Source organism: Nocardia asteroides, assembly GCA_019930625.1.
Classification (GTDB): Bacteria; Actinomycetota; Actinomycetes; order Mycobacteriales; family Mycobacteriaceae; genus Nocardia; species Nocardia sputi.
The window spans coordinates 2,852,737-2,873,667 of the sequence record CP082844.1 but is presented as its reverse complement, the minus strand read 5'-3'; the positions used below and the strand labels follow the sequence as shown (position 1 = coordinate 2,873,667).

Sequence of the window (20,931 nt, the reverse complement as noted above, 5' to 3'; positions counted from 1 at the left end):
CTGACAGATGCCCGCGGACGGCCCCGATTCGGCGATGCCCCGAATTCGCCCGCCCCGCCCACTTACAGTGGGAGCCATGCGTTTCGGTCTGGACTACGCCGCTGGACGTCCTGGGGGCGCGGCGATTCGGGCGGCGGGGTTCGACTTCGTTGTGCGGTATCTGTCCGAGGGCGGTCCGAGCCTCCCTGGCAAGCTGCTCACCCCGGCCGAGGCGAACGATCTGCGGACGCACGACGTCTCGATCGTGTCGAAATGGGAGACCACGGCCGCGCGGATGCTGGATGGCTACGGCGCGGGCATCGTGGACGCGCGCGCGGGCCTCGCGCAGGTGCTTCGCTGCGGTGGGCGGGTGGACCGGCCGATCTATTTCTCCGCGGATTTCGACGTTTCGCCGCACGACCAGTTGCGCGTCAACGCCTATCTGGACGGCGTCGCGACCGTGCTCGGCCGGCCGAACGTCGGAATCTACGGAGGGTACTGGGCGGTCAGCCGGGCACTGGACGCCGGATACGCGACCTGGGCATGGCAGACCGACGCCTGGTCCGGCGCGAACGTGGAAACCAGACGCGCCATCCATCAGACGCGGCGCCAAGCGACGGTCGGCGGCGTGCGCTGTGACGTGAACAAGGCCGAGACAACCGATTTCGGCCAATGGGATTTCGTCGAACGGGAGGATCCGGACGTGACGCCGGAACAAGAGGAAGTGCTGCGCGACATCCAGATCCAACTGCGGGGGCCGGGGCTGTCGGGCTGGCCGCAGCTGGGCGCCGACGCGGACGGCCGGAATCGGACGCTGGTGGACGGATTGGCCGCGGCGCTGGCCCGTATCGCCACCTTGGAGCGAGAAACCACCGAGTTGCGAACGCAAGTAGGCGAATTGCGCATCGAGATCAGCGAACTGGAGGCGACGACGGCCGAGCTGACCGAACAGGTGCAGCGGTGGAATGGGCGGCACTGGCCGTGGCCACTGTCGCTGATCGAGGGTCCCGCCGCGCTCGTCGGCGAGCAGCTGGCGCGCCTGGAGGCGCTGTTGCCGGACTTTCCCGGTCTGCCGGGAAACGACGGCGGCGAGCGGCGCGCACCGGGTGATGGCGACGGAGCGGTGGAGCTGACCTCGAAAAACTGAGTCGCACAGCGGCGCAGCGTCCTGGTGCGGGCACTCCGGCAGGGCGAGAGTGCGACGAGAGATCGGGACCGGCGCGACGGCCCCGGAATTGGCGATGGACGGGTTCTCCTGAAAACCAGGAGAACCCGCCCTCGAGGACGAGGGTACCGGCATCCGGCTGCGCGCGCATCATTTTCGGCGGACTTTTCTGCCGACCAAAAACCTACCGTCAGTATGCATTTCGCCGTGTGGCTATCCGATCGCAATCGAGCCGGGCGCAATAGTGCGACGTGATGCCGGACACTTTGATAGCCAAAAGATAGCCGATGCAGCGAGCGACGGCCGCGTATCCCTGTTCCGGAGCGCTTCGATAGCCATTTCCGGACAATCGACCAGTATCCAGCGCCCGAGGACGGTCACCAGCAACCCGACAGTTATCGTGCACCGACTCGCGCGCGGCGCTGAACACCGCGGTCGATCGAATTAGTCCGCGCAACCATCCCGGTCGCGCTCGATGGTGATCGCCGGTCCGGCCGCTGCCGAATGCATTGGATCACCGTAGCCCTCGCGCCGTCGCCGGCACGGTCGGCCGACGCACAGCCCGACGAAGCGGGGCCGCCCGGATCACTCCGGTCGGCCCCGCTTCGGTCGCAATGGGTTCCGAGCGCCCGATCTACAGCCGCTCGACGTCGATCAGACCGCGGCGCACCGCGGCGACCAGCCTGCGCGGCACCTTGTGCACGACGCCCCCGACGGTCACCGGGACCAGGTCCACCGGCGCGGCCTTCCAATTCGACCGGCGGCTGCGGGTGTTCGACCGCGACATCCTCCGCTTCGGTACCGCCATCTCAGGACTCCTTCCGCGCGCGCTTGCCGTATTTGCGTTCGAACTTCTCCACACGCCCCTGGGTGTCCAGCACGCGGTGCGCGCCGGTCCAGAACGGGTGCGAGTCGGCGGTGACGTCCACCGTCAACAGCGGGTAGGTGTTGCCGTCGGTCCACTCCACCGTGCGCGCACTGGTGGCCGTGGACCGGGTGAGGAACCGCTTGCCGGTGCTCGCGTCCTCGAAGATCACCGGATGGTAGTCCGGATGGATCCCCTTCTTCATTTCGCTTCTCCTCTCGGGCTTTTCGCGTCCTCCACAGGCTGTCCGGCCTCGTCGCCGTCGGCGCACGGGTCGGCGTGCCATTCGCCGAACGGGTCCTCCCACTGCGCTACGCGCTCCGGCGCGCGCTCGACCAGCCGCAGTTCGTCGTCCTCCACCAGAGCCCAGTGCAATGCCTCGCGAATCTCCGCCGGGTCGGCCTCGTGCACCAGGATCGACAGCGAGATGTCCCGGTCCCCGAACCGCTCGTCCCAGCGCAGGGCGGCCATGGCCCGGCGCTCCGGATCCGCTTCGGCCAGCTCGTCCTCCGACATCGCGGCCAGCCAGCGTCCCGCGCCGCCCACCCGCAGGCCACCGCCCGCGGATTCCAGCCACACCACCTCGTCGGGCTGGGTGGCCAGCCAGATGCGCCCGCGCGCGGTCACGACACCGTCCAACAGCACGTCCAGCGCCTCGTGCAGGCGAACCGGATGGAACGGCCGCGCCGCGGCGAACTCCACGAGTTCGACGCCGTAGTCGCTGGTCAGGGGCGGACGGCCACGCAGTAGCGGTGCGTGCGCGTCGAAGATCCTGCCGCGTCGGGAATCAGCCGGGACGCGTGTGAGCAGCGTTTCGACCAGGGCGGGCGTGACCGCGCCCGGCTCGTCCACCCAGGCGACCGGCGCGCCGGGGACCAGCCTGGCGAGTACGGCCGCGAGCTTGCCCCGGTCGGCCGATGCGTCGGCGAGCACCGCCGCGTGCTCGTCCGCGGCGCCGAGCGCGATGACGGCATCGGCGAAATCGACCTGACCGACCGCGACTTGCGCCACCGTCCGGTCGTCGTCGGCAGCGGCGAGGCCGCGTTCGGCGAGTGTCTCCTCCCCGGTCGCGTCAGCCAGCCACCGATCGGCGTCCAGGCAGGTCAATACCGCCTCCACCCGTACGTCACTCCCGGCCGGTCCGTCGACGCGGCCGTGCACGTCGGCGACCACGACCTGCTCGATGGCGTGGCACACGGCTTCGGCCTCGAACGCCGGGTCCAGCGCGAGCACGATGCGGTCCACCGATTCGCGTCGGGCCAGCGTGCACAGCAGCGGGAGCAGATCCATGCGCAGCGTGCAGGAGACACAGCCGTGCGCGAGCTCGAGCACGGCCGAGGTTTCCCGCGTCGCGGTTCGCACCGTGCGATGCACGATGCCCTCCCGCAGCTGGGCCAGATCGTGGCGGACCACGACGGTGCCCGCAGCCATGCCGAGCACCGCGGCCGCGCGATCCACGCCCGCGGCGGCGAGTCCGGCGAAACCGGCGAGCAGCACCACGGGTGTCCTGCGGTCGGGCGCGGGTGGGACCAGGGGGGAATCTGCCGCGGCCACCGAGAACCCCTTTCAGTAACGATTTTCATTTGCTGTTGGGCAACGGTACATTGTCCGGCAGTCATTGTCTAAAACGATTGTCAACTACTGGAGGGAGTCCGCATGTCGGCCCACTGCCAGGTCACCGGGCGCAAGCCCGGGTTCGGCAAGTCCGTGTCGCACTCGCACAAGCGGACCAGCCGCCGCTGGAACCCCAACGTCCAGCGCAAGACCTACTACCTGCCCAGCGAAGGCCGGCGCGTCACGCTGACCGTCTCCGCCAAGGGCATCAAGACCATCGACCGGGACGGCATCGAGGCCGTGGTGGCCCGGCTGCGGGCTCGCGGCGAGAAGATCTGAGAGGAGCCGACCTATGGCGTCGAAATCCACCGACATCCGCCCGATCGTCAAGCTGAAGTCCACGGCGGGCACCGGTTACACCTACGTGACCCGCAAGAATCGCCGCAACGACCCCGACCGCTTGGTCCTGCGCAAATACGATCCGGTCGTGCGCAAGCACGTCGACTTCCGCGAGGAGCGCTGAGATGGCCAAGAAGTCGAAGATCGCACGCGACCAGCAGCGCAGGGAGATCGTGGCGCGTTACGCCGCGCGGCGCGCCGAACTGAAGGAGCTCATCCGGAAGCCGGGCACGCCGGCGTCCGCGCGCGCGGACGCCCAGGCCGAACTGCGACGCCAGCCGCGCGATGCCAGTCCGGTACGATTGCGCAATCGGGACGCCGCCGACGGACGACCGCGCGGTCATCTCCGGAAGTTCGGACTCTCCCGTGTGCGTGTACGCGAGATGGCCCACCGGGGCGAGCTGCCCGGTGTGCACAAATCGAGCTGGTAGACAACCACTGTTCTCGTGAGAAGGAACTCGTCATATGGCAGTCAAGCGAGCACCGTCTAAGAAGGTTCGCGCCGAGCAGGCCCGCCGTCCGAAGAAGAACCCGCTCATCGCCGCCGGCATCGAGACGGTCGACTACAAAGACGTGAACCTGCTGCGTACGTTCATCTCCGACCGCGGCAAGATTCGCAGCCGCCGGGTCACCGGGCTCACCCCGCAGCAGCAGCGCCAGGTCGCTGTCGCGGTGAAGAACGCCCGCGAGATGGCGCTGCTGCCGTTCACCAGCCGGTAGGCGGACTCCGCCACGAGCGAACTCGAAAAAGACCCCCGATGCGCGAGCACCGGGGGTCTTCGTCGTCGCTACCGAACCGGCCGAGGTTACGGAATGGTCAGCACCTGGCCGGGGTTGATCGCGTCCGGGTTCGGGATGCCACTGGCGTCCGCGATCTCCTGGTAACGATTGCCGTCGCCGTAGAAGTGCTCGGCGATCGCCCACAGGGTGTCACCCGGCTCCACGGTGTAGGTGCGCGGCTCGGGGGCCGGCGGCGGAGGCGGCACCTCCTCGGCGGCCGGAGCCGCGACCTGCTCCTGCTCTTGCACCGGTTCCGCCTCCGGGGCGGGCAGTGGCGAGTCGGTGTGGGTGCCGGAAGCCCACAGCGCAATGCCGTCGGCGCCGTACAGCACGACGTTGCGATCGGCCTGCACGACCAGCCGCTCGGCCGCCTGGCCGTTGGTCTCGGTGGCCCATGCGGCGCCATCTGCCTTGTAGAGGACGAAGTTGCCGTCGTCCTGCAGCACCGCCCGCTCCACGCCCTGGTCATGAGTTTGGGTGGCCCACACTACATTCCCGTCCGGCTCGGACAGCACTAGATTGCCGTCGTCCTGCAGGGTGAGGCGGTAAGCCCCGCCCTGGAGGGACTGGCCCCGCCCGAGTTCTTCGCCTACGCGCAGCGTGTCGACCACGATACTTCCTTTCCAGAAAAGCTGGTAGAGCATCCGACATGGATGGGCGCCGCAACACCCTGGCGCACATCCCCGCCGAACTTACTGCCCCCGAACGCTTTTCGGAGTCATTACGCGCAGGGTTCGCGGAACGTTCACTGTGGGGTTCGTCCCAGTGCAGGACGCACCCGAGGGACGCTGTCGGATAGGCGCCGGGACTAGGGTGTCGGTATGGATCGGATCCGGGCCGGACGCGCCGCCACAGCTGTCGCCGTAGTGCTTGCCTGTCTCACCGCCACAGGTTGCGGCGGCTCGGACGACAACGCGAAACCACCGCAGGCGAGCGCCACGTCCACCGCGGAGCCCCACACGCCGATCGAGGACCCGCGTGGGAACCAGGGCAACGAGTTCACCGCCGATCCGACCATCGTCGGCGCGCATCCGATCCCGTTCCGGTCGTGGACTCGTTTGGCGGACAACAAGATAGCGGTCAACTTCGAGACCGGGTCGCCGGAGTGCTACGGCGTGGACGCCACGGTCACCGAGTCGGGCTCGACGGTGACGGTCGAGCTGCGCTCGGGTAGCCGCGCCGAGGCGGTCGGCCGGATGTGCACGATGATCGCGGTGTTCGGCACCCTGGAGGTGCCGTTGAAAGAGCCGCTCGGCGACCGTACGGTACTCAGCGCGGTCTGAGCCAGCGCGCACAGCGCCTGCCCCGCCGGCGCGGTTCACATCGAGGCCGGGTAGCTGTTCGCTTGCGACCGGCCGCCTCGTCGCCGCCCATCTCGGAGGCGACGCCGTCTGCGCACCGGTGAGATTACCTAGCACGTTGCAGCACAACCTAACTCATGGTTCGAAGCACGCGAATGGGCCAAACATTCTATGCCACTTGGCGATTCGTGGTCAGAACAAGCATCGCGATACAAAGAGCGCCGCGTCGGAGGGAATCCGACGCGGCGCACCAGCACTACCGATCTCAGTGCGCGAAGTGGCGTGCCCCGGTGAGATAGAGGGTGACGCCTGCCTCACGGGCGATGTCGATGGTCTCCTGGTCGCGCACCGAACCGCCGGGCTGGACGATGGCGCGGACACCGGCCTGGATCAAAGTCTGCGGCCCGTCCGGGAACGGGAAATAGGCGTCGGAGGCCGCCACCGAACCCTTGGCGCGGTCACCGGCCCGCTGTACCGCGAGGCCGACCGCGTCCACCCGGTTGACCTGCCCCATGCCGACGCCGACCGAAGCGCCGTCGTGCGCGAGCAGGATCGCGTTGGACTTCACCGCCCGGCAAGCGCGCCAAGCGAACGCCAGATCGGCGAGTGTTTCCGCGTCGGCGGGCTCGCCCGCTGCCAGGGTCCAACCGGCCGGGTCGTCGCCCGGAGCGTCCAGCACGTCACGCTGCTGCAGCAGGGCGCCGCCGCTGATCGGGCGCAGCTCCGCGCCTGCGCGCCGCGGCGGCTCGGCGACGAGGATGCGCACGTTCTTCTTGCGCTGCAACACTTCCACCGCGCCGTCGGCGTAGGACGGCGCGACGATCACCTCGGTGAAGATCTCGGCGACCTGCTCGGCCATCTCCACGGTGACCTGACGGTTGGCCGCGATGACCCCGCCGAACGCGCTGACCGGGTCGCAGGCGTGCGCCTTGCGGTGCGCCTCGGCGATATCGGCGCCGAGGGCGATGCCGCACGGGTTGGCGTGCTTGATGATCGCAACCGCCGGGTCTTCGTGGTCGTAGGCGGCGCGCCAGGCGGCGTCGGCGTCGACGTAGTTGTTGTACGACATCTCCTTGCCGTGCAACTGCCGTGCCTGCGCCAGGCCGAGGCTGCCGTCGCCGTTGGTGTACAGGGCGGCGGACTGATGCGGATTCTCGCCGTAGCGCAGCACCGCCGACCGCTCCCAGGTGCCGCCGAGCCACTCGGGGAACCGGATCGTCGTCTCGTCGGCGGCGCCGTCGCCGGTCAGCACGTTGGTCATCCAGCTCGCGACCGCCACGTCATAACTCGCCGTGTGCTGGAAAGCCTTGGCGGCCAGGGCCGTACGCTCGGCCAAGGTGAAACCGCCGGACTTCACCGCGGCCAGCACGTCGTCGTAGTCGCCGCTGTCGACGACCACCGCGACGGAAGGATGGTTCTTCGCCGCGGCGCGCACCATGGACGGCCCGCCGATATCGATCTGCTCCACGCACTCGTCGGGGGTCGCACCGCTCGCCACGGTCTGGGTGAACGGGTAGAGGTTGACCACCACCAGCTGGAACGCCTCGACGCCGAGCTCCACGAGCTGATCGACGTGTTCCTGCTTGCGCGAGTCCGCCAGGATGCCCGCGTGCACCCTCGGGTGCAGCGTCTTGACCCGGCCGTCGAGGGTCTCCGGGAACCCGGTCAGGTCCTCGACCTTGGTCACCGGGATGCCCACGTCCGCGATCCTTCCCGCGGTCGACCCGGTCGAGACCAGCTCGATGCCCGCGGCGTGCAGACCGGTCGCGAGCTCCACCAGACCCGTCTTGTCGTAGACGCTCACCAGCGCCCTGCTGATCGGCCTGCGTTCACTCACCGGAGAACTCGCTCATCTGGGATAACTGCCTTTCGTCCGTCGGAGACAATGCCTCGCGTCGCGACGGCGGCGACGACTTCCGCCAGCAACCGTCGCTCGACAACCTTGATGCGCTCGTGCAGGGTGGCCTCGTCGTCACCCGCCAGCACCGGCACCGCCTCCTGCGCGAGGATCGGCCCGGTGTCCACGCCCTCATCGACCAGATGCACGGTGCAGCCGGTGACCCGCGCGCCGTAGGCGAGCGCGTCACGTACACCGTGCGCGCCGGGAAAGGCGGGCAGCAGCGCGGGGTGGGTGTTGATGATCCGGCCGCCGAACCGGTCCAGGAAGGCGGGACCGAGCAGCTTCATGAAGCCCGCCGACACCACCAGATCGGGCTGGTGCGCGGCGACCGCTTCGGTGAGCTCGACATCCCATGCGGCACGGTCGGGAAAGTCCTTCACCGCCACCCGGAAATGCGGCACGCCCTCGGCGTCCGCGTGGGTGGTTGCGGCGCAGAGCCGGTCGACCCCGACCGCGACGACCTTCGCCGGGTAGCCGGGTTCGGACGCGGCGTCCAGCAGGGCGCGCAGGAGCGAACCGGTGCCCGACGCCAGCACGACGACGGTGGCCGGCGTCGCTGTGGGCTTCCACGAGGCATACGGGGACGTCAGCGCTCTACTCCTGCGATCGATCGGATGGCGGACGGATGCGGCACCGCCGGGTTAGAGCCTAACGACCGTCCACCCCGCCACTCTCCGGCAGGTCCGTCTCGACCACCTCGGCGTCGACGATGTCCGGTGTGGGGTGGTCGCGGTAGCGGCCGCCGGTCTCGATCGCGGGCGCTTCGTCGACGAGTTCTGCGTCCAGCGGGGCTTCCAGTTGCGGCCGGTCGTAGTCGTCGTAGCGGTAGTCGTAGTCGTAGTCGTCGTCCTCGTAACGATCATCGTCTTCGTAGTAGTCACGCTCGTCCGCCTCGTAGTAGGCGTCCTCGTCGTAATACTCGTCATACGGATCGGTGTAGTCGGCAGGCGGGACGCCGACCGGCACGAGGAACCAGCGCGCGAACGCCAAGCCCGCATAGCCGGGAATCGCCAGCCAGGCGAACGTGATCAGGGTGAAGACCGGCAGGTCCAGGCCCACCCGGCCGATCGTGCCGAGTTCGCCGCCCGCGACCGTGCCTGCCACCGTCAGCGCCGACGCGGCGAGCGCGGCGGAAGTGAGCGTGGCCCACGGCGCGGTGATGCGGTCGGTGGAGGTGCGGGCGAGGTCCAGCCCGCCGAGCACGCCGACCGCGGCGGGAACCAGCAGCAACACCGGCCACCATCCCGCCGCCGGACCGGTCGGCACCGCGGTGAGCAGCGGGAAAGCCGGGATCGGGCCGCCGACGACGGAGAACACCCCGAAGGAGGCTGCGCCGATCTGCGCGCTGGAACCGACCAGCACACCGACGGTCTGGATCACCAAGTTCGGCAGATAGGCCAGTGAGAGCAGCGTCAGTCCGAGGACGCCCCCGGCGTTGCCCGCCGACTGGTACATGTCGCCGAGCCGGCCGATGTGCGCGAGGAACGAGACGACGACGACCGCCGTGGCGCAACCCAGCAGGCGCAAGACGGAGCGGCCCGCGCCGTAGAGTCCGGAGACGGCCCAATCGGGCAGGCGCAGAAGCACGAACAGCTGTCGCCGGATACGGACGGCGATACCGATGGCGGCGGCCAGCAGGTACAGCGCTGTAACCCACGCGAACGCGGCGAGCGTGTTCGGCGGTTGCAGCGCGATGACACCGGAAGCGTCTTCGGTGACCGCGAGGCAGACGGAGGTGACCAGCAGCGGACCGCCCACGGCGGCGCCGACGATCCACCCGAGATCGGCTCTGGTGCAGTGCGGTTCCACGGCGCGCGCGCTTTCCCGCGCGGCCAGCCACACCAGCAGCGCGGTCGGCAGCAGCGGGAGCAGGCCGAGCGAGGTCTTGTCGATCACCAGCGGAACTTGGTGCACCCCCAGCCAGGAGGCGGCGATCGCTCCCGAGACACCGGCGAGATCGCTGCCCGATGCCAGCAGCGCGGCGAGCACCAGGACGACGAGGGTGGTCAGCCCGAAGGCCGAAGGGCGGCCCGCGACCGCGATGAGAACCCTGGACCGCTCCGGGGTGAGGGACAGAAACCCGGCTTCGTCCGCATCGGGGTGCGGTCGCGACGCGCGCGACCCGCCGATCCGGCGGGTCGAGGAGTTTCTGGAGGAGCTCATGGCATTTCAGCGTGGCATCCTCCCCGGCGCGAGCGGGTCAGGCGCGCCGCGCGCACGCGGTCGCCGCGCCGGGAGGATGCCGCCGAGTTCCTACTTGTTGTTGTCGTCCGAGGGACGGAATGCCTGGGTGGCGTCCGAGGAAGGATCGCTGCCCGTCTCACCGCCGAACGGCTTGTTCTGCTGGCTCGGCTGCGCCTGCTGTTGTCCGTAGCCCGAACCGTAGGGCGCCTGCTGACCGGACTGCTGCTGTCCACCGAAGTGCTGGGTCGCGCTCTCGTCCGGGCGCGGCTGCGCGCCGTAGGGCGAACCCGGCTGCTGGGATGCGCCGTAGGCAGTGGTCGGCTGGCTCTGCCCGTAGGGCGAGGGCTGTTGGCCGTACTGGCCCTGCTGACCTTGCCCCTGCTGGGCCTGACCGTAGCCCGGCTGGCTCTGCCCGTAGGGCGATGGCTGCCCCGCCTGGGACGGGAACTGCGGCGGAGCGGACTGCGCGCCGTAGCCGGACTGCCCGTAAGGGCTGGCTCCGTAGCCGGACTGGCCCGGCTGGCCGTAAGACTGCTGTCCCTGACCGTACGACGGCTGCTGGCCGTAGCCGCCCTGACCGAATCCGGCCGGCGCGGTGGCCGGGCGCGGCGCGGGCGCCTTGAGGATGCCCGCGTCGAACAGCGTCGCGGCGATCGCCACCGCGGCCTGCACGAAGGCGAGCACGAGCAGGATGTACGCGCCCACCTTCAGCTCGCTGCCCTCACCGAAGTTGAACGACTGGAACAGCAGCGCGAGGAAGCCCGCGGTCGACGCCGCGGCGGCCGCGCCGATCCAATTCTGCTTCGGCAACAGCGACAGGCCTGCGAGGAGGGCGCCCAGCAACAGCAGGCCGAGCAGCGGCGCGCCGGAGGCCACCTCGAAGAGGTTGGCCGACTCCGGTCCGCTGACCCTGGTGCCGCCGAAATCGATCGGCTTGCTGCCGAGGAACGGCAGGAAGCCGAGCAGGAAATTGAGCACGCCGAGCGCTGCTACGCCGACCACCAGGAAGAACGGCAGACCTTTGGCATCGGAACCGGTAGCGCTCGAACCTGCACTGGCACCACCGGTTGCCGGGCTCTGGCTGGATGGCGCTGAGGGCGAGGGTGTGTTGTACCCGGAGCCCCCGGTCGGGTAGGACATGTCGTCGTCTCCTAAATCGAGTCGTACATGGTATTCACGGCTGGATTACTCCTGACGCTACTGCACTCCCTCGCCCAGGTCACCCCGCCGCGACGGCCGGGACCCGCGAGTCGGCCCATATCCGGGCAGGTCGTGGCAGGTGTCCGGCCAGGAGTTCAGAGCGGGACCACCCACCGCTCACTGACACTGTTGCCCGCGATGGCGCTTTTCACACCAACCGGGTTCTCACCGGCGGGGAAATCGGTGTGACAGCTCGGTGAACCATTCGTCCGGCTGCCTCGTGTGCAGGGAGAAGGGACGACGGAACGCCCGACACTCCGCGGTTCCACACGTGGCCGGTCCGGAAGCTCGGCTGCTGCCCCAGCCGGAGCCCACCGCCACACATGACGAAGGCCGCCCCCCGAATTCGGAGGCGGCCTTCGTGGCGCGGTGGGAGATCAGGCGCTGATGCTGGCCTTCTCCAGGATCTCGCGAGCCAGCGCGGCGGTCTCGGACGGCGTCTTGCCGACCTTCACGCCCGCAGCCTCGAGCGCGTCCTTCTTCGCCTGGGCGGTGCCCGACGAGCCGGACACGATGGCGCCCGCGTGGCCCATCGTCTTGCCTTCGGGGGCGGTGAAGCCCGCCACGTAGCCGACGACCGGCTTGGTGACGTTGGCCTTGATGTAGGCCGCGGCCCGCTCCTCGGCGTCGCCGCCGATCTCGCCGATCATCACGATCAGCTTGGTCTCCGGGTCCTTCTCGAACGCCTCGATGGCATCGATGTGGGTGGTGCCGATGACCGGGTCGCCGCCGATGCCGATGGAGGTCGAGAAGCCGAAGTCGCGCAGCTCGTACATCATCTGGTAGGTCAGCGTGCCGGACTTCGAGACCAGGCCGATCGGGCCCTTGCCGGTGATGTTGGCCGGGGTGATGCCGACCAGCGACTCGCCGGGGGTGATGATGCCGGGGCAGTTGGGGCCGATGATCCGGGTCTTGGCGCCCTTCTCCACGTTGTAGGCCCACGCGTACGCGGTGTCCTGCACCGGGATGCCCTCGGTGATGACCACGAGCAGCGGGATCTCCGCGTCGATGGCCTCGATGATGGCGTCCTTGGCGAACTTCGGCGGCACGAACGCGATGGACACGTCGGCGCCGGTCTCCTTGATGGCCTCCGCGACGGTGCCGAAGACAGGCAGCTCGACCGCGTTGCCCTCGGAGTCGGTGTGCGCGACGGTGGTGCCCGCCTTGCGCGCGTTCACACCGCCCACGATCTTGGTGCCCGCCTTCAGCATCAGCGCGGTGTGCTTGGTGCCCTCGCCGCCGGTGATGCCCTGGACGATGACCTTGGAATCCTTGTTCAGGAAGATAGACATTCTTTTCGTCCTTACTCGGCCGTCGTTATCGGGCGGCTGCCAGTTCGGCGGCCTTGTCGGCGCCTTCGTCCATTGTCTGCGCCAGCGTCACCAGCGGGTGCGCGGCATCGACGAGGATCTGGCGACCCTCGTCCACCCGGTTGCCGTCGAGGCGGACCACCAGCGGCTTGTTCGCGTTGTCGCCCAGGATCTCCAGCGCCTTCACGATGCCGTTGGCGACCGCGTCACAGGCGGTGATCCCGCCGAACACGTTGACGAACACGCTCTTGACCTGCTCGTCGTTCAGGATGACGTCGAGACCGGCGGCCATCACCTCGGCCGAGGCGCCACCGCCGATGTCCAGGAAGTTGGCCGGCTTCACGCCGCCGTGGCCCTCGCCCGCGTAGGCGACGACGTCCAGGGTCGACATGACCAGACCCGCGCCGTTGCCGATGATGCCGACCGAACCGTCGAGCTTGACGTAGTTGAGGTCGTTCTCCTTGGCCTTCAGCTCGAGCGGGTCGGTCGCGTCCTTGTCCGCGAACGCCTCGTGCTCCGGGTGGCGGAATCCGGCGTTCTCGTCGAGGGTGACCTTGCCGTCCAGTGCGAGGATCTCGTCCTGCGGGGTGCGCACCAGCGGGTTGACCTCGACCAGGGTGGCGTCCTCGGCGACGAACACCTCCCACAGCTTCTGGATGGTCACGGCCGCGGTGTCCAGCACGTCGGCGGGCAGGTGGCCCTGCTCGGCGATCGAGCGCGCGAACGCCAGGTCGACGCCCTTGACCGCGTCGACGGGCACCTTCGCCAGCCGCTCCGGCTTGGTCGCGGCGACCTCTTCGATCTCCATGCCGCCCTCGACCGAGCACATGGCCAGGTAGGTCCGGTTGGCCCGGTCCAGCAGGAAGGAGATGTAGTACTCCTCCGCGATGTCCTTGGCCTCGGCGACGAGGATCTTCTTGGTGATGTGGCCCTTGATGTCCAGGCCGATGATGTTCTGCGCGTGCGTGAGCGCGTCGTCCGGGGTGGCGGCGTACTTGACGCCACCCGCCTTGCCGCGGCCACCGGCCTTCACCTGGGCCTTGATCATCACCGGCTTGCCGATTTCCGCCGCGATCGCGCGGGCGTCCTCGGCCGTGTCCGTGACGCGGCCCTCGGACGAAGGCACTCCGTGCTTAACGAAGAGCTCCTTCGCCTGATATTCGAAGAGATCCATGTACTCACCGTCTCGTCTGCGTTGTGATGACAACGTCTTTGTTGGCGGCCCGACGTCGGAAGCGGGTCGGGTCGGACTCTAATCAGTCACATGGAGGGCCAATCGGCCACGTTCATCGTAAGTGGCGCAGGTCACGGACCGGTGCGCGGGAGCGGTAAAACCGCTGGCCACCGCTACTGACGAGTAGGTTTTCGGCACCGTGGCAGGTAGAGCGGCCGAACCCGGGAACGCGCGACGAACTACTACAACCCGTCGTCGAGGAACCTCTCCGGAATGCCCATAGCGCAGTGAGTTAATCGGCAGGCTAATCGTGATCAATCTCACATGTTTGTCACGGAACATGCGCAGCGCTTGTGGGCACGCAATCGTTTCGTTACCGTCAGTGCGGTCGATGTCACAACACGGTCACGACTAGGAGGACGGCAAGCTTTGACGCAGCACAGCACTCCGCAGACGGAGAGCCGCTCCGCATCCGACCGATCGACGCCGCTGATCAGGCAGTTTTCGAGTTTCAACAGCTTCACGATGTGGCACCGCCGATGAACCACAGCTCCACCTTCGCTTCCACTGATCGGGTCCGGTCGGGACATCGTTACCGCCCCGACGACGAGCCCTTCGACCCGGTGGGCAGCCACGCCGATCCCTCGTTCGATCAGCACCACGCCGGATACGATGCGCCGCCGCGGGCGGACTACTTCCACCCCACGAGCGGTGGATACGACTACGCGGCCGATGCGCCCGTCGATCCAAGCTATGCCCAGCCCGCTTACCAGAGCGAGTCATACGCCGCCCCCCGCGCCGCCTACGACAACGCCTGGGACACGAACAGCTCGTGGGCGCAACAGAATTGGGCTCAGCAGGGCACCTGGTCCGATGGCGGCGCATGGAACGCAGGCGACGCGTGGACCGAGAACTCCGGCGACACGTGGACCGAGAACTCCCGCGACACGTGGACCGAAAACTCCGGCGAGGCGTGGGCCGAAGAGAGTTCCTGGACGCCCGACGAGAAATCGTGGGTGTCCGACACCGGCTGCTGGGCGCCCGAGGAATCCTGGGCGACCGAGACCACCGAGCCCGAGGCCGTTGATCAGGAGCGCAGCGCACCCGCCGTACCGAACGTTATTCCGGCCCGCCGATCCACGAACAAGCGCGGTGGCGCGCACCGCGTGCCCGCGCCGCCTGCCGCGCTCAAAGGTCGCGCCGCCGTCGCCGCCGTCGCCGCGGGCGCGGTCGTCGCGGCCGGGCAGGCCGCCTTCGCCGCACCCGAGCAGCCGTCGCAGGCCGTCGACTACGAAGCCGCGGGACAGATCCACGAGATCGCCGCGCAGTCGATGAACGTGGCCGATCCGACAGCAGCGCCGGATTCCCCCCAGGTGCTCAACGTCTCCTCGCCTGCCCATCTCGATCAGTTCAACGACATGTTGCAGAAGGGCCAGAAGTACGCCGAAGACCTCGCTGCCCAGGAGTCCGCGAAGCTTCGCCCGCTCTTCCACAAGTTCTTCGCCGCGGGCACCTTCACCTCCGGGTTCGGCGCCCGCTGGGGCGTGCAGCACCTCGGCATCGACATCGCGGGCCCGATCGGCACTCCGATCTACGCCGTCGCCGACGGCACCGTGATCGAAGCCGGTCCCGCGTCGGGCTTCGGCATGTGGGTCCGCCTGCTGCACGACGACGGCACCGTCACCATCTACGGCCACATCGACACCGCCACGGTGTCGCAGGGCCAGCGCGTGCTCGCCGGCGACCAGATCGCCACAATCGGCAACCGCGGGTTCTCCACCGGTCCGCACTGCCACTTCGAGGTCTGGCTGAACGGCGTCGACAAGGTAGACCCGCTCCCCTGGCTGGCGACCCGCGGCATCAGCCTCGGCCCGCAGCGCGACTGAACGACGCGGCCGCGTCACCAGTCCGGCCGCTTCCACACCCGCGCCACCTCGCGGACCGGGTCGCCTCGACTGGCACCGAGCAAGAATGGGCTCGCGTCCGCTGTCATGCGGAGGCGGCTGTCACGTTGCCTACATTGCCGTGCCTGCGAACAATTCCGGCGCAGCCTTCCGCACCTTACGCAATACTTTTGATGCGCGTTCAGAGGACACGTCGGACAGAATGGGCAGCGCGTACCGCCACAGCTTCGCCGCGTCCTCGTGCCGTCCGAGACGCCATCGGATCAACCCTGTTTCCGCAGCGGAAAGCGCATGAATCCTGGTGTGGGTCTCGGGGTTCCACATCGAATGCGACAGGTACAGGTACCGCTCGGCCTCAGCGTGGTCACCCAGGGCGGCGAACGCTTTCGATGTCTGCCTGGCTACGCTCGCTTTGTTCGGGCACCAGAGCGCCGCCCAGCGAGGTAGCTCTGTGGTGACTTCCGTGTCTATCCATGGTTCCGCCTTCCGGAGGGTGCTCCGCGCCGCTCGATGCTGCCCCGTTTCGGCATAGCAGCGCGCCAGACCGACCAGGAACAAGGACATGGTGTCCGGACATACCGTGTCGCGCGCCGCCGCCACTCCGCGTTCGGCGAGCTCGGCGGCGTGCTGCAGCTGCCGGACATCGGTGGCGTGCAACCCGAGAATGCGGAAACAGAAACCATCCTGTCCCGGAACTCCGGATTCCTCCGCGAGCCGCAACGCCGACAGGTAATACCGCTGCGCGATACCGTCCGCCCCCGCATCGTGCGCTTTGAAACCCGCCAGATAGGCCAACTCGGCGGCAGCGCTGAACGCAGCGGAACGAACCTTCGAATCAGCGAACCGCGACCGCAGCAACGACGCGACATCCGTACTCAGAAACTCCGCGACAGCAGTCCGGCCGATACCACCGCCCTTGACCTCGTCCAGACGCAGAAAAGCATCGGTAATTGCCTGTACAGCACGGACTTCCGACATGCCGACGCGCGCGGTGTCGTGGACTCGGACCAACCGGGCCACATCCGACGGTGTCGCCAGCGCGGTAGCCGAAAGCGCCGCGCTGTAGACGGACGTCCGCAGGAACGACCGCCGGTCGACATCCGCTCTGCCCAACACACCGACCAGTGTGACAGGATCACACGTCATCTCACCGCATGCGCGCATATAGGCCGCGACCACATCGGCAGACGCGACGCGTGTCCCAGTCTCCACATGACCCAGATAACTGCGCGAGAACGGAATCCGCGCCGCCAACTCCGCCAGCGAAAACCCCGCCGCCTGCCTGGCGGCCCGCAAACGCTCCCCGATATCAGGCGGCAATCCCCCATCCGTCCCCATGCGTGGATCGTAGGCGGATTCGTAGACGGGTTGTAGCCGTTTCCCCAGTCCGGAAGTGAGTTTCCCGCGCAACGCTTGTCTCGGCACCCACCCGGCGGGCGCGTCTGTCCCGTCCGGAACGGACGCGCCGCCAGCCGTGAGCGGCTCGCGGTGACCTCACCCCGCCGGGTGGCGTGCGCCCGAATGACAAGCGACGAAGCAGGGGTGAAATGCGATGGGGTTCGATTGGTGGCGCGACGCCGAACAGGACGACATGTCAGCGCAAGCGATCATCGACCGCGTAGCCGCCGAGTGGCGCGCCGCACGCGAACGTGAACGCACCCGCGCCGAGCGGCCCGACCCCGCCTGTGGCCTACCGGCTGGCCGCACGAAGCTCCCGACCATCCGTTGAGCGTTTCCGAAGCGCACCGGATCATGCAGCAGCACAGGGCATGCCGCGCCGATCAATGCCCGCGTAAGGCAGCGGCCCGGCAGACCCTCATCGACGCCGGACGCATGAAGCCGGACACCTCACGGTAGCCGCGCTGAACGTGTCTCAGCTACGACCCCGCTCCGACCGGTCCGGTGCCGAGCGGCGGTGGGATTCAGCCACCTGACTCAGCATCCGCGCCAAGACATGGCCCGACCGATACTCGGCCCATGCCTGCGTGAACGATCTTCGGTGTTCGAATACTTGGCGATTGAAGCGGAAGTCGCAGGCTCGCAAGGGATTCGCTCTAGTCGAGAAGAGGGGCGTCGGGTGAGAGGTTCGCAGCAAGTGAGCCGACCGTGAACTAGGCTGGGTCGAGCCGGACGAGAGTCGAGTTGGAGTGGGGGGTCTTGTGTTCGATGTCAACCCGGAGAGCCTGCGGACGGCGGCGCAAGCATTGGCAGCCTTGCCGACAGAGATAGATGTAACTGCGCCCTTGGGCGCCGATCAGGTCGACGGGAAGTTGAACGGATCTGCGGTCGGGCACAGTCTTGGGCAGACAACCACGTTGGCGGACCGAGCACGAGAAGCGTTGCAGGCTCGATTCACGCGGTTCTCAGAACTGCTCGAGCATGCGGCCAATACCTACCGCGACGACGATTTGGCGGCCGCCGCCCAACTGGCGGCGGTGACCGATCTGATCCCGACCGGTGTCGACGATGGAAACTAGAGTGGCACCCACACCGGAGGAGGTGTTGAGCTGGGACGTCTCGGCGCTGGTCGGCATCGCAGACAGGTCCAACCACATCGCGGACGTGGTCCTGAAGACATCGAACTCGATGCGTACCGTGATCCACGACCTCGCGTGGCAGGGGCAAGCCCGCGGCATGGCCGAGGACAAGACCGACCGCGAGCAAGCCCAGATGCGCACCATCGCCACCGCGTTCTACGACCTCGGTACGGCATGCGGGGGCGCTGCCCGCGATATGGAATACCCGCTGGCGGAGATCAAGACCATCTTCCAGCACTACGTCATCTCACCGGTCACCGTCGCCGACGATTGGAGCATCACCGGCGTCGATGACTGGAGTTCGGAAGCGGGGACGCAGCTCTCACGGCTGAACGGCTTGGTGTCGACTCTGACGACGGCCGATGCGCAGTGGGGCGCGAAGATCGCCGAGGCCAACGAGAAACTTCAACTATTCGAGTCGACAGAGATTCTGTTCCAGGCAGCCAATGACGGTCTGCCGCAGCCTCCGGGCGGGTGGAGCAACGATCCCGCCATGAGGATGGCTCAGGAAATCGCTTACGGTCACTCCTGGACCAAGCACCGCGAGGACTTCAAGGGGATGACGCAGGACGACCTCGCGGAAAAGGTCTATCAGATCATGCAAGGTCCACAAATGGAGCGTTTGGGCAAAGACTACAAAGGCGACCCGGTCATGATGAGCTACGACGGGTTCATCGTCATCATCGACCCCAGTACTGACGATCATGGCACCGTCTATCGGCCGAAGGAGCCATTGGACGAGTTCATCCGCCTCACCAACCGGACCACGGATCCATCACTCGACCCTTCCAGGGTTCCCGGCGGCACCGGAGGGACGCCTCCCGGAAAACCGGGCGGTAATCGTTGATACGAGATATGGAGAACTTTCGTTGGAATTTGATATGTCGAAGCTGACACACAGGGAACATGATTTCGTGGACTCCGCCCTGGCGAGCTGGGTTGGAGTGGCTACAAGCGCACCGATTCCGGTGCGTGCGCTGGGGTTTACCGACCGTGACCAGTTCGATGAAGAAGCCGCCAGGCTCCGGCGGGCTGTCCGCGATGGCGCGAGGTTGACCGAGGTGGAGACCGCGAGGGTGCTGTTCCTGAGCGAACTGGCTTTCGGCAGTGATCTGTTCGGCGCGGGTGTGGAATTCCAGCTGGTCAGCCCGATGCGCGACGCCGAAGCAATCACGATCCTGCGCTCCCTCCAACGGAAGCTCTACACCCGCGCCGGCGCCAAAGCGCTGTTCTTGCCCGAACTCTACGCACCCGAAAAAAACTGAACCACGGGCTGGGACAGCTCGAAGCGGCACCGGAGTAACCAACCGGCATACCGGGCACAGCCGATTGACACACCTGTTGCCTGATGACTACCGACCGTGCTCCGGCCACGCGTAAGCGCGACCCTATAGTGCCTCAATCTGACCGGCACGTTGGTCCAGCCCGCGACGCTGGTCTGCGCCGCTCTTCGCAAACCCGCTCGATCCAACTCGTATTCGGGCATGAAGTCGAGCAGCGCGTCCAGCGCTATCCGGCCTTCCAGGCGTGCGAGGGCCGCACCGAGACAGCTGTGGATGCCGTAGCCGAGGTTGTGGCCGGGATGTGGTCGGTCGATGTCGAAGCGGTCCGCGTCGTCGAACGCCCGCTCGTCGCGGTTCGCGGAGGCGAGCAGCAGGAGCACGGGGTTGGATTCGGACGGTGGCACGAGCTCGGACACGACGACCCGGACACGGATCCTGCGGGCCACCTTCGAGGTGCTCGGCCGAAGAGGGCACAGCAAGCTGAGCCTGTCGGATGTCGCCGCCGAGGCCAAGGTGTCGCGGCCGAAGCTGTATCGCCTGTTCTCGTCGAAGGAGGAACTGCTCGCCGCGTTCGGCAGCTACGAGCAGCGAAACATCGAGGAGGGGCTGCGCGCCGCGACCGAGGGACTGACCGGCCACGACCGGCTGGACGCCGTCCTGCACTTCATCGTCGACTTCCAGGATTCGTACTCGCTGAGCCCCCTGGTCGCCGTGGAGCCCGATCACGTGCTGTCGCAGATCACCAGGGTGATACCGATCATGCGCGGGCTCATCGCGCCGATGGTCGAGGGCGACGATGCGGAGCTGGTCGCGGCCACGATCGTGCGGCTGGCGGTGTCGCACTACCTCGTGGCGGGCGACGATCAGGCGATGTTCCTCGCGCAGCTACGACATGCGGCGGGAATCGAGATCACCGACCCGCCCGAACTGCGGCCGGATCGGTGAGACGACCGAGCCTATGGCGTCGCCGCGATCGCGAGACCGAACAGCGCGACGACCTTGACGACCTCCAGGCCGATGTACCAGAAATGAGCGTGCGAGCGCGGTAGCTCCTCCCCCGCCAGCACCCGATCGGCGCGGCGGGACAGCGGCGGGCGCACCGCCAGGATCTGGACCGCCAGCAAGATCACGGCCGCGCCCAGCCACCACCAGGTCGCCCGGCCGGGCCCGATGATCAGTGCGGCGACCACCAGCAGCGCGGCGAGCGCGACCTCGGCGACGTTCAGTGCCCGGAACACCAAGCGGCCGATGCCGAGACCGAGCGGCAGCGTCACCCCGGGGGCGCGGAACTTCAGAGGCGCCTCGAGGAACGAGATGGCCAGCACCATGCCGAGCCAGAGCATGGGCAGAAACCAGAGGATGTGCTGGGCGATCGTATCCACGCCGCGGACCCTAC

24 protein-coding genes and 1 pseudogene are annotated in these 20,931 nt (G+C 67.7%); 12 read left to right on the top strand and 13 right to left on the bottom strand.

Translation table 11 applies throughout. The annotated features are described in order from the left end of the window. Window positions 1-76 precede the first annotated feature (76 nt). Window positions 77-1,126: a DUF1906 domain-containing protein gene (locus K8O92_12995; GenBank protein UAK34672.1), complete on the top strand. Its 1,050-nt coding sequence runs from the start codon at window positions 77-79 to the stop codon at window positions 1,124-1,126. 652 nt (window positions 1,127-1,778) lie between these two features. Here K8O92_12995 and rpmF read toward each other — a convergent pair. The 3 genes from rpmF to K8O92_12980 are packed head-to-tail and all read right to left on the bottom strand — an operon-like array spanning window position 1,779 to window position 3,440. Next, entirely contained in the window at window positions 1,779-1,952 is a 174-nt protein-coding gene (gene rpmF, locus K8O92_12990; protein ID UAK34671.1) for a 50S ribosomal protein L32, read from the bottom strand. 1 nt (window position 1,953) lies between these two features. Next, entirely contained in the window at window positions 1,954-2,214 is a 261-nt protein-coding gene (locus K8O92_12985) for a type B 50S ribosomal protein L31 (GenBank protein ID UAK34670.1), read from the bottom strand. After that, window positions 2,211-3,440, bottom strand: coding sequence for a GTP-binding protein (locus K8O92_12980; GenBank protein ID UAK35663.1), 1,230 nt, complete (start codon window positions 3,438-3,440; stop codon window positions 2,211-2,213). Before K8O92_12980 ends, K8O92_12985 begins: the two co-directional genes overlap by 4 nt. Before the next feature lie 225 nt (window positions 3,441-3,665). Between K8O92_12980 and rpmB the strand changes: the two genes are divergently transcribed. From rpmB to rpsR, 4 genes are read left to right on the top strand one after another with little or no spacing between them, the layout of a single operon-like run. Then, a complete protein-coding gene (gene rpmB, locus K8O92_12975) occupies window positions 3,666-3,902 on the top strand; it encodes a 50S ribosomal protein L28 (protein UAK34669.1) in 237 nt (78 codons plus the stop codon). Between the two features lie 13 nt (window positions 3,903-3,915). Then, a complete protein-coding gene (gene rpmG, locus K8O92_12970) occupies window positions 3,916-4,086 on the top strand; it encodes a 50S ribosomal protein L33 (GenBank protein ID UAK34668.1) in 171 nt (56 codons plus the stop codon). Window position 4,087: 1 nt separating this feature from the next. After that, entirely contained in the window at window positions 4,088-4,393 is a 306-nt protein-coding gene (gene rpsN, locus K8O92_12965; GenBank protein UAK34667.1) for a 30S ribosomal protein S14, read from the top strand. Between the two features lie 34 nt (window positions 4,394-4,427). Beyond that, window positions 4,428-4,682, top strand: a complete 255-nt coding sequence (gene rpsR / locus K8O92_12960) for a 30S ribosomal protein S18 (GenBank protein ID UAK34666.1) — start codon at window positions 4,428-4,430, stop codon at window positions 4,680-4,682. 86 nt (window positions 4,683-4,768) lie between these two features. On the opposite strand, the gene K8O92_12955 is transcribed toward rpsR, so the two are convergent. Further along, window positions 4,769-5,353: a LysM peptidoglycan-binding domain-containing protein gene (locus K8O92_12955; protein UAK34665.1), complete on the bottom strand. Its 585-nt coding sequence runs from the start codon at window positions 5,351-5,353 to the stop codon at window positions 4,769-4,771. Between the two features lie 210 nt (window positions 5,354-5,563). Here K8O92_12955 and K8O92_12950 point away from each other — a divergent pair, with 210 nt between their 5' ends. Continuing rightward, complete coding sequence (locus K8O92_12950) at window positions 5,564-6,025, top strand: hypothetical protein (protein UAK34664.1); 462 nt, start codon at window positions 5,564-5,566, stop codon at window positions 6,023-6,025. 283 nt (window positions 6,026-6,308) lie between these two features. On the opposite strand, the gene purH is transcribed toward K8O92_12950, so the two are convergent. The 6 genes from purH to sucC form a co-directional block, all read right to left on the bottom strand. Beyond that, window positions 6,309-7,880 carry a bifunctional phosphoribosylaminoimidazolecarboxamide formyltransferase/IMP cyclohydrolase gene (gene purH, locus K8O92_12945; GenBank protein ID UAK34663.1) on the bottom strand — a complete coding sequence of 524 codons (1,572 nt, stop codon included), beginning with the start codon at window positions 7,878-7,880 and terminating at the stop codon, window positions 6,309-6,311. Continuing rightward, on the bottom strand, window positions 7,877-8,554 hold the full coding sequence (purN, locus tag K8O92_12940) for a phosphoribosylglycinamide formyltransferase (protein UAK35662.1): 678 nt from the start codon (window positions 8,552-8,554) through the stop codon (window positions 7,877-7,879). The genes purH and purN overlap by 4 nt, the downstream gene beginning before the upstream one ends. A gap of 37 nt (window positions 8,555-8,591) precedes the next feature. Continuing rightward, a complete protein-coding gene (locus tag K8O92_12935; GenBank protein ID UAK34662.1) occupies window positions 8,592-10,106 on the bottom strand; it encodes a DUF6350 family protein in 1,515 nt (504 codons plus the stop codon). A gap of 90 nt (window positions 10,107-10,196) precedes the next feature. After that, window positions 10,197-11,267: a DUF5336 domain-containing protein gene (locus K8O92_12930; GenBank protein ID UAK34661.1), complete on the bottom strand. Its 1,071-nt coding sequence runs from the start codon at window positions 11,265-11,267 to the stop codon at window positions 10,197-10,199. Window positions 11,268-11,704: 437 nt separating this feature from the next. Further along, window positions 11,705-12,619: a succinate--CoA ligase subunit alpha gene (gene sucD, locus K8O92_12925; GenBank protein ID UAK34660.1), complete on the bottom strand. Its 915-nt coding sequence runs from the start codon at window positions 12,617-12,619 to the stop codon at window positions 11,705-11,707. Between the two features lie 25 nt (window positions 12,620-12,644). Then, entirely contained in the window at window positions 12,645-13,811 is a 1,167-nt protein-coding gene (gene sucC, locus K8O92_12920; GenBank protein ID UAK34659.1) for an ADP-forming succinate--CoA ligase subunit beta, read from the bottom strand. A 539-nt stretch (window positions 13,812-14,350) separates the two neighbouring features. On the opposite strand from sucC, the gene K8O92_12915 reads away from it, so the two are divergent. Then, on the top strand, window positions 14,351-15,697 hold the full coding sequence (locus tag K8O92_12915; GenBank protein ID UAK34658.1) for a M23 family metallopeptidase: 1,347 nt from the start codon (window positions 14,351-14,353) through the stop codon (window positions 15,695-15,697). Window positions 15,698-15,826: 129 nt separating this feature from the next. Here K8O92_12915 and K8O92_12910 read toward each other — a convergent pair whose 3' ends face one another. Continuing rightward, window positions 15,827-17,053: a helix-turn-helix domain-containing protein gene (locus K8O92_12910; protein UAK34657.1), complete on the bottom strand. Its 1,227-nt coding sequence runs from the start codon at window positions 17,051-17,053 to the stop codon at window positions 15,827-15,829. A gap of 214 nt (window positions 17,054-17,267) precedes the next feature. Here K8O92_12910 and K8O92_12905 point away from each other — a divergent pair, with 214 nt between their 5' ends. The 4 genes from K8O92_12905 to K8O92_12890 all read left to right on the top strand — a co-directional run bounded on the left by K8O92_12905 (window position 17,268) and on the right by K8O92_12890 (window position 19,517). After that, on the top strand, window positions 17,268-17,444 hold the full coding sequence (locus K8O92_12905; protein ID UAK34656.1) for a hypothetical protein: 177 nt from the start codon (window positions 17,268-17,270) through the stop codon (window positions 17,442-17,444). Between the two features lie 430 nt (window positions 17,445-17,874). Beyond that, complete coding sequence (locus K8O92_12900; GenBank protein ID UAK34655.1) at window positions 17,875-18,192, top strand: hypothetical protein; 318 nt, start codon at window positions 17,875-17,877, stop codon at window positions 18,190-18,192. Between the two features lie 25 nt (window positions 18,193-18,217). Beyond that, complete coding sequence (locus K8O92_12895; protein UAK34654.1) at window positions 18,218-19,099, top strand: hypothetical protein; 882 nt, start codon at window positions 18,218-18,220, stop codon at window positions 19,097-19,099. Between the two features lie 34 nt (window positions 19,100-19,133). Further along, entirely contained in the window at window positions 19,134-19,517 is a 384-nt protein-coding gene (locus K8O92_12890) for a hypothetical protein (GenBank protein UAK34653.1), read from the top strand. A 134-nt stretch (window positions 19,518-19,651) separates the two neighbouring features. Here K8O92_12890 and K8O92_12885 read toward each other — a convergent pair. After that, a pseudogene (locus K8O92_12885) lies at window positions 19,652-19,933 on the bottom strand (cytochrome P450). On the opposite strand from K8O92_12885, the gene K8O92_12880 reads away from it, so the two are divergent. Further along, window positions 19,848-20,480 carry a TetR/AcrR family transcriptional regulator; helix-turn-helix transcriptional regulator gene (locus K8O92_12880; GenBank protein ID UAK34652.1) on the top strand — a complete coding sequence of 211 codons (633 nt, stop codon included), beginning with the start codon at window positions 19,848-19,850 and terminating at the stop codon, window positions 20,478-20,480. The pseudogene K8O92_12885 and the gene K8O92_12880 sit on opposite strands and share 86 nt — an antisense overlap. A gap of 11 nt (window positions 20,481-20,491) precedes the next feature. Here K8O92_12880 and K8O92_12875 read toward each other — a convergent pair whose 3' ends face one another. Next, window positions 20,492-20,917: a hypothetical protein gene (locus K8O92_12875; GenBank protein UAK34651.1), complete on the bottom strand. Its 426-nt coding sequence runs from the start codon at window positions 20,915-20,917 to the stop codon at window positions 20,492-20,494. Window positions 20,918-20,931: the final 14 nt, after the last annotated feature.

Coding starts and splice junctions, on each gene's coding strand:
- sucC (UAK34659.1), bottom strand. CDS start 13,811: ATGGATCTCTTCGAATATCAGGCGAAGGAGCTCTTCGTTAAGCACGGA.
- K8O92_12880 (UAK34652.1), top strand. CDS start 19,848: ATGTCGAAGCGGTCCGCGTCGTCGAACGCCCGCTCGTCGCGGTTCGCG.
- rpmF (UAK34671.1), bottom strand. CDS start 1,952: ATGGCGGTACCGAAGCGGAGGATGTCGCGGTCGAACACCCGCAGCCGC.
- K8O92_12985 (UAK34670.1), bottom strand. CDS start 2,214: ATGAAGAAGGGGATCCATCCGGACTACCATCCGGTGATCTTCGAGGAC.
- K8O92_12890 (UAK34653.1), top strand. CDS start 19,134: ATGTCGAAGCTGACACACAGGGAACATGATTTCGTGGACTCCGCCCTG.
- rpmB (UAK34669.1), top strand. CDS start 3,666: ATGTCGGCCCACTGCCAGGTCACCGGGCGCAAGCCCGGGTTCGGCAAG.
- rpsN (UAK34667.1), top strand. CDS start 4,088: ATGGCCAAGAAGTCGAAGATCGCACGCGACCAGCAGCGCAGGGAGATC.
- K8O92_12905 (UAK34656.1), top strand. CDS start 17,268: ATGGGGTTCGATTGGTGGCGCGACGCCGAACAGGACGACATGTCAGCG.
- K8O92_12930 (UAK34661.1), bottom strand. CDS start 11,267: ATGTCCTACCCGACCGGGGGCTCCGGGTACAACACACCCTCGCCCTCA.
- K8O92_12950 (UAK34664.1), top strand. CDS start 5,564: ATGGATCGGATCCGGGCCGGACGCGCCGCCACAGCTGTCGCCGTAGTG.
- K8O92_12980 (UAK35663.1), bottom strand. CDS start 3,440: ATGGCTGCGGGCACCGTCGTGGTCCGCCACGATCTGGCCCAGCTGCGG.
- sucD (UAK34660.1), bottom strand. CDS start 12,619: ATGTCTATCTTCCTGAACAAGGATTCCAAGGTCATCGTCCAGGGCATC.
- K8O92_12915 (UAK34658.1), top strand. CDS start 14,351: ATGAACCACAGCTCCACCTTCGCTTCCACTGATCGGGTCCGGTCGGGA.
- K8O92_12910 (UAK34657.1), bottom strand. CDS start 17,053: ATGGGGACGGATGGGGGATTGCCGCCTGATATCGGGGAGCGTTTGCGG.
- rpmG (UAK34668.1), top strand. CDS start 3,916: ATGGCGTCGAAATCCACCGACATCCGCCCGATCGTCAAGCTGAAGTCC.
- K8O92_12995 (UAK34672.1), top strand. CDS start 77: ATGCGTTTCGGTCTGGACTACGCCGCTGGACGTCCTGGGGGCGCGGCG.
- K8O92_12935 (UAK34662.1), bottom strand. CDS start 10,106: ATGAGCTCCTCCAGAAACTCCTCGACCCGCCGGATCGGCGGGTCGCGC.
- rpsR (UAK34666.1), top strand. CDS start 4,428: ATGGCAGTCAAGCGAGCACCGTCTAAGAAGGTTCGCGCCGAGCAGGCC.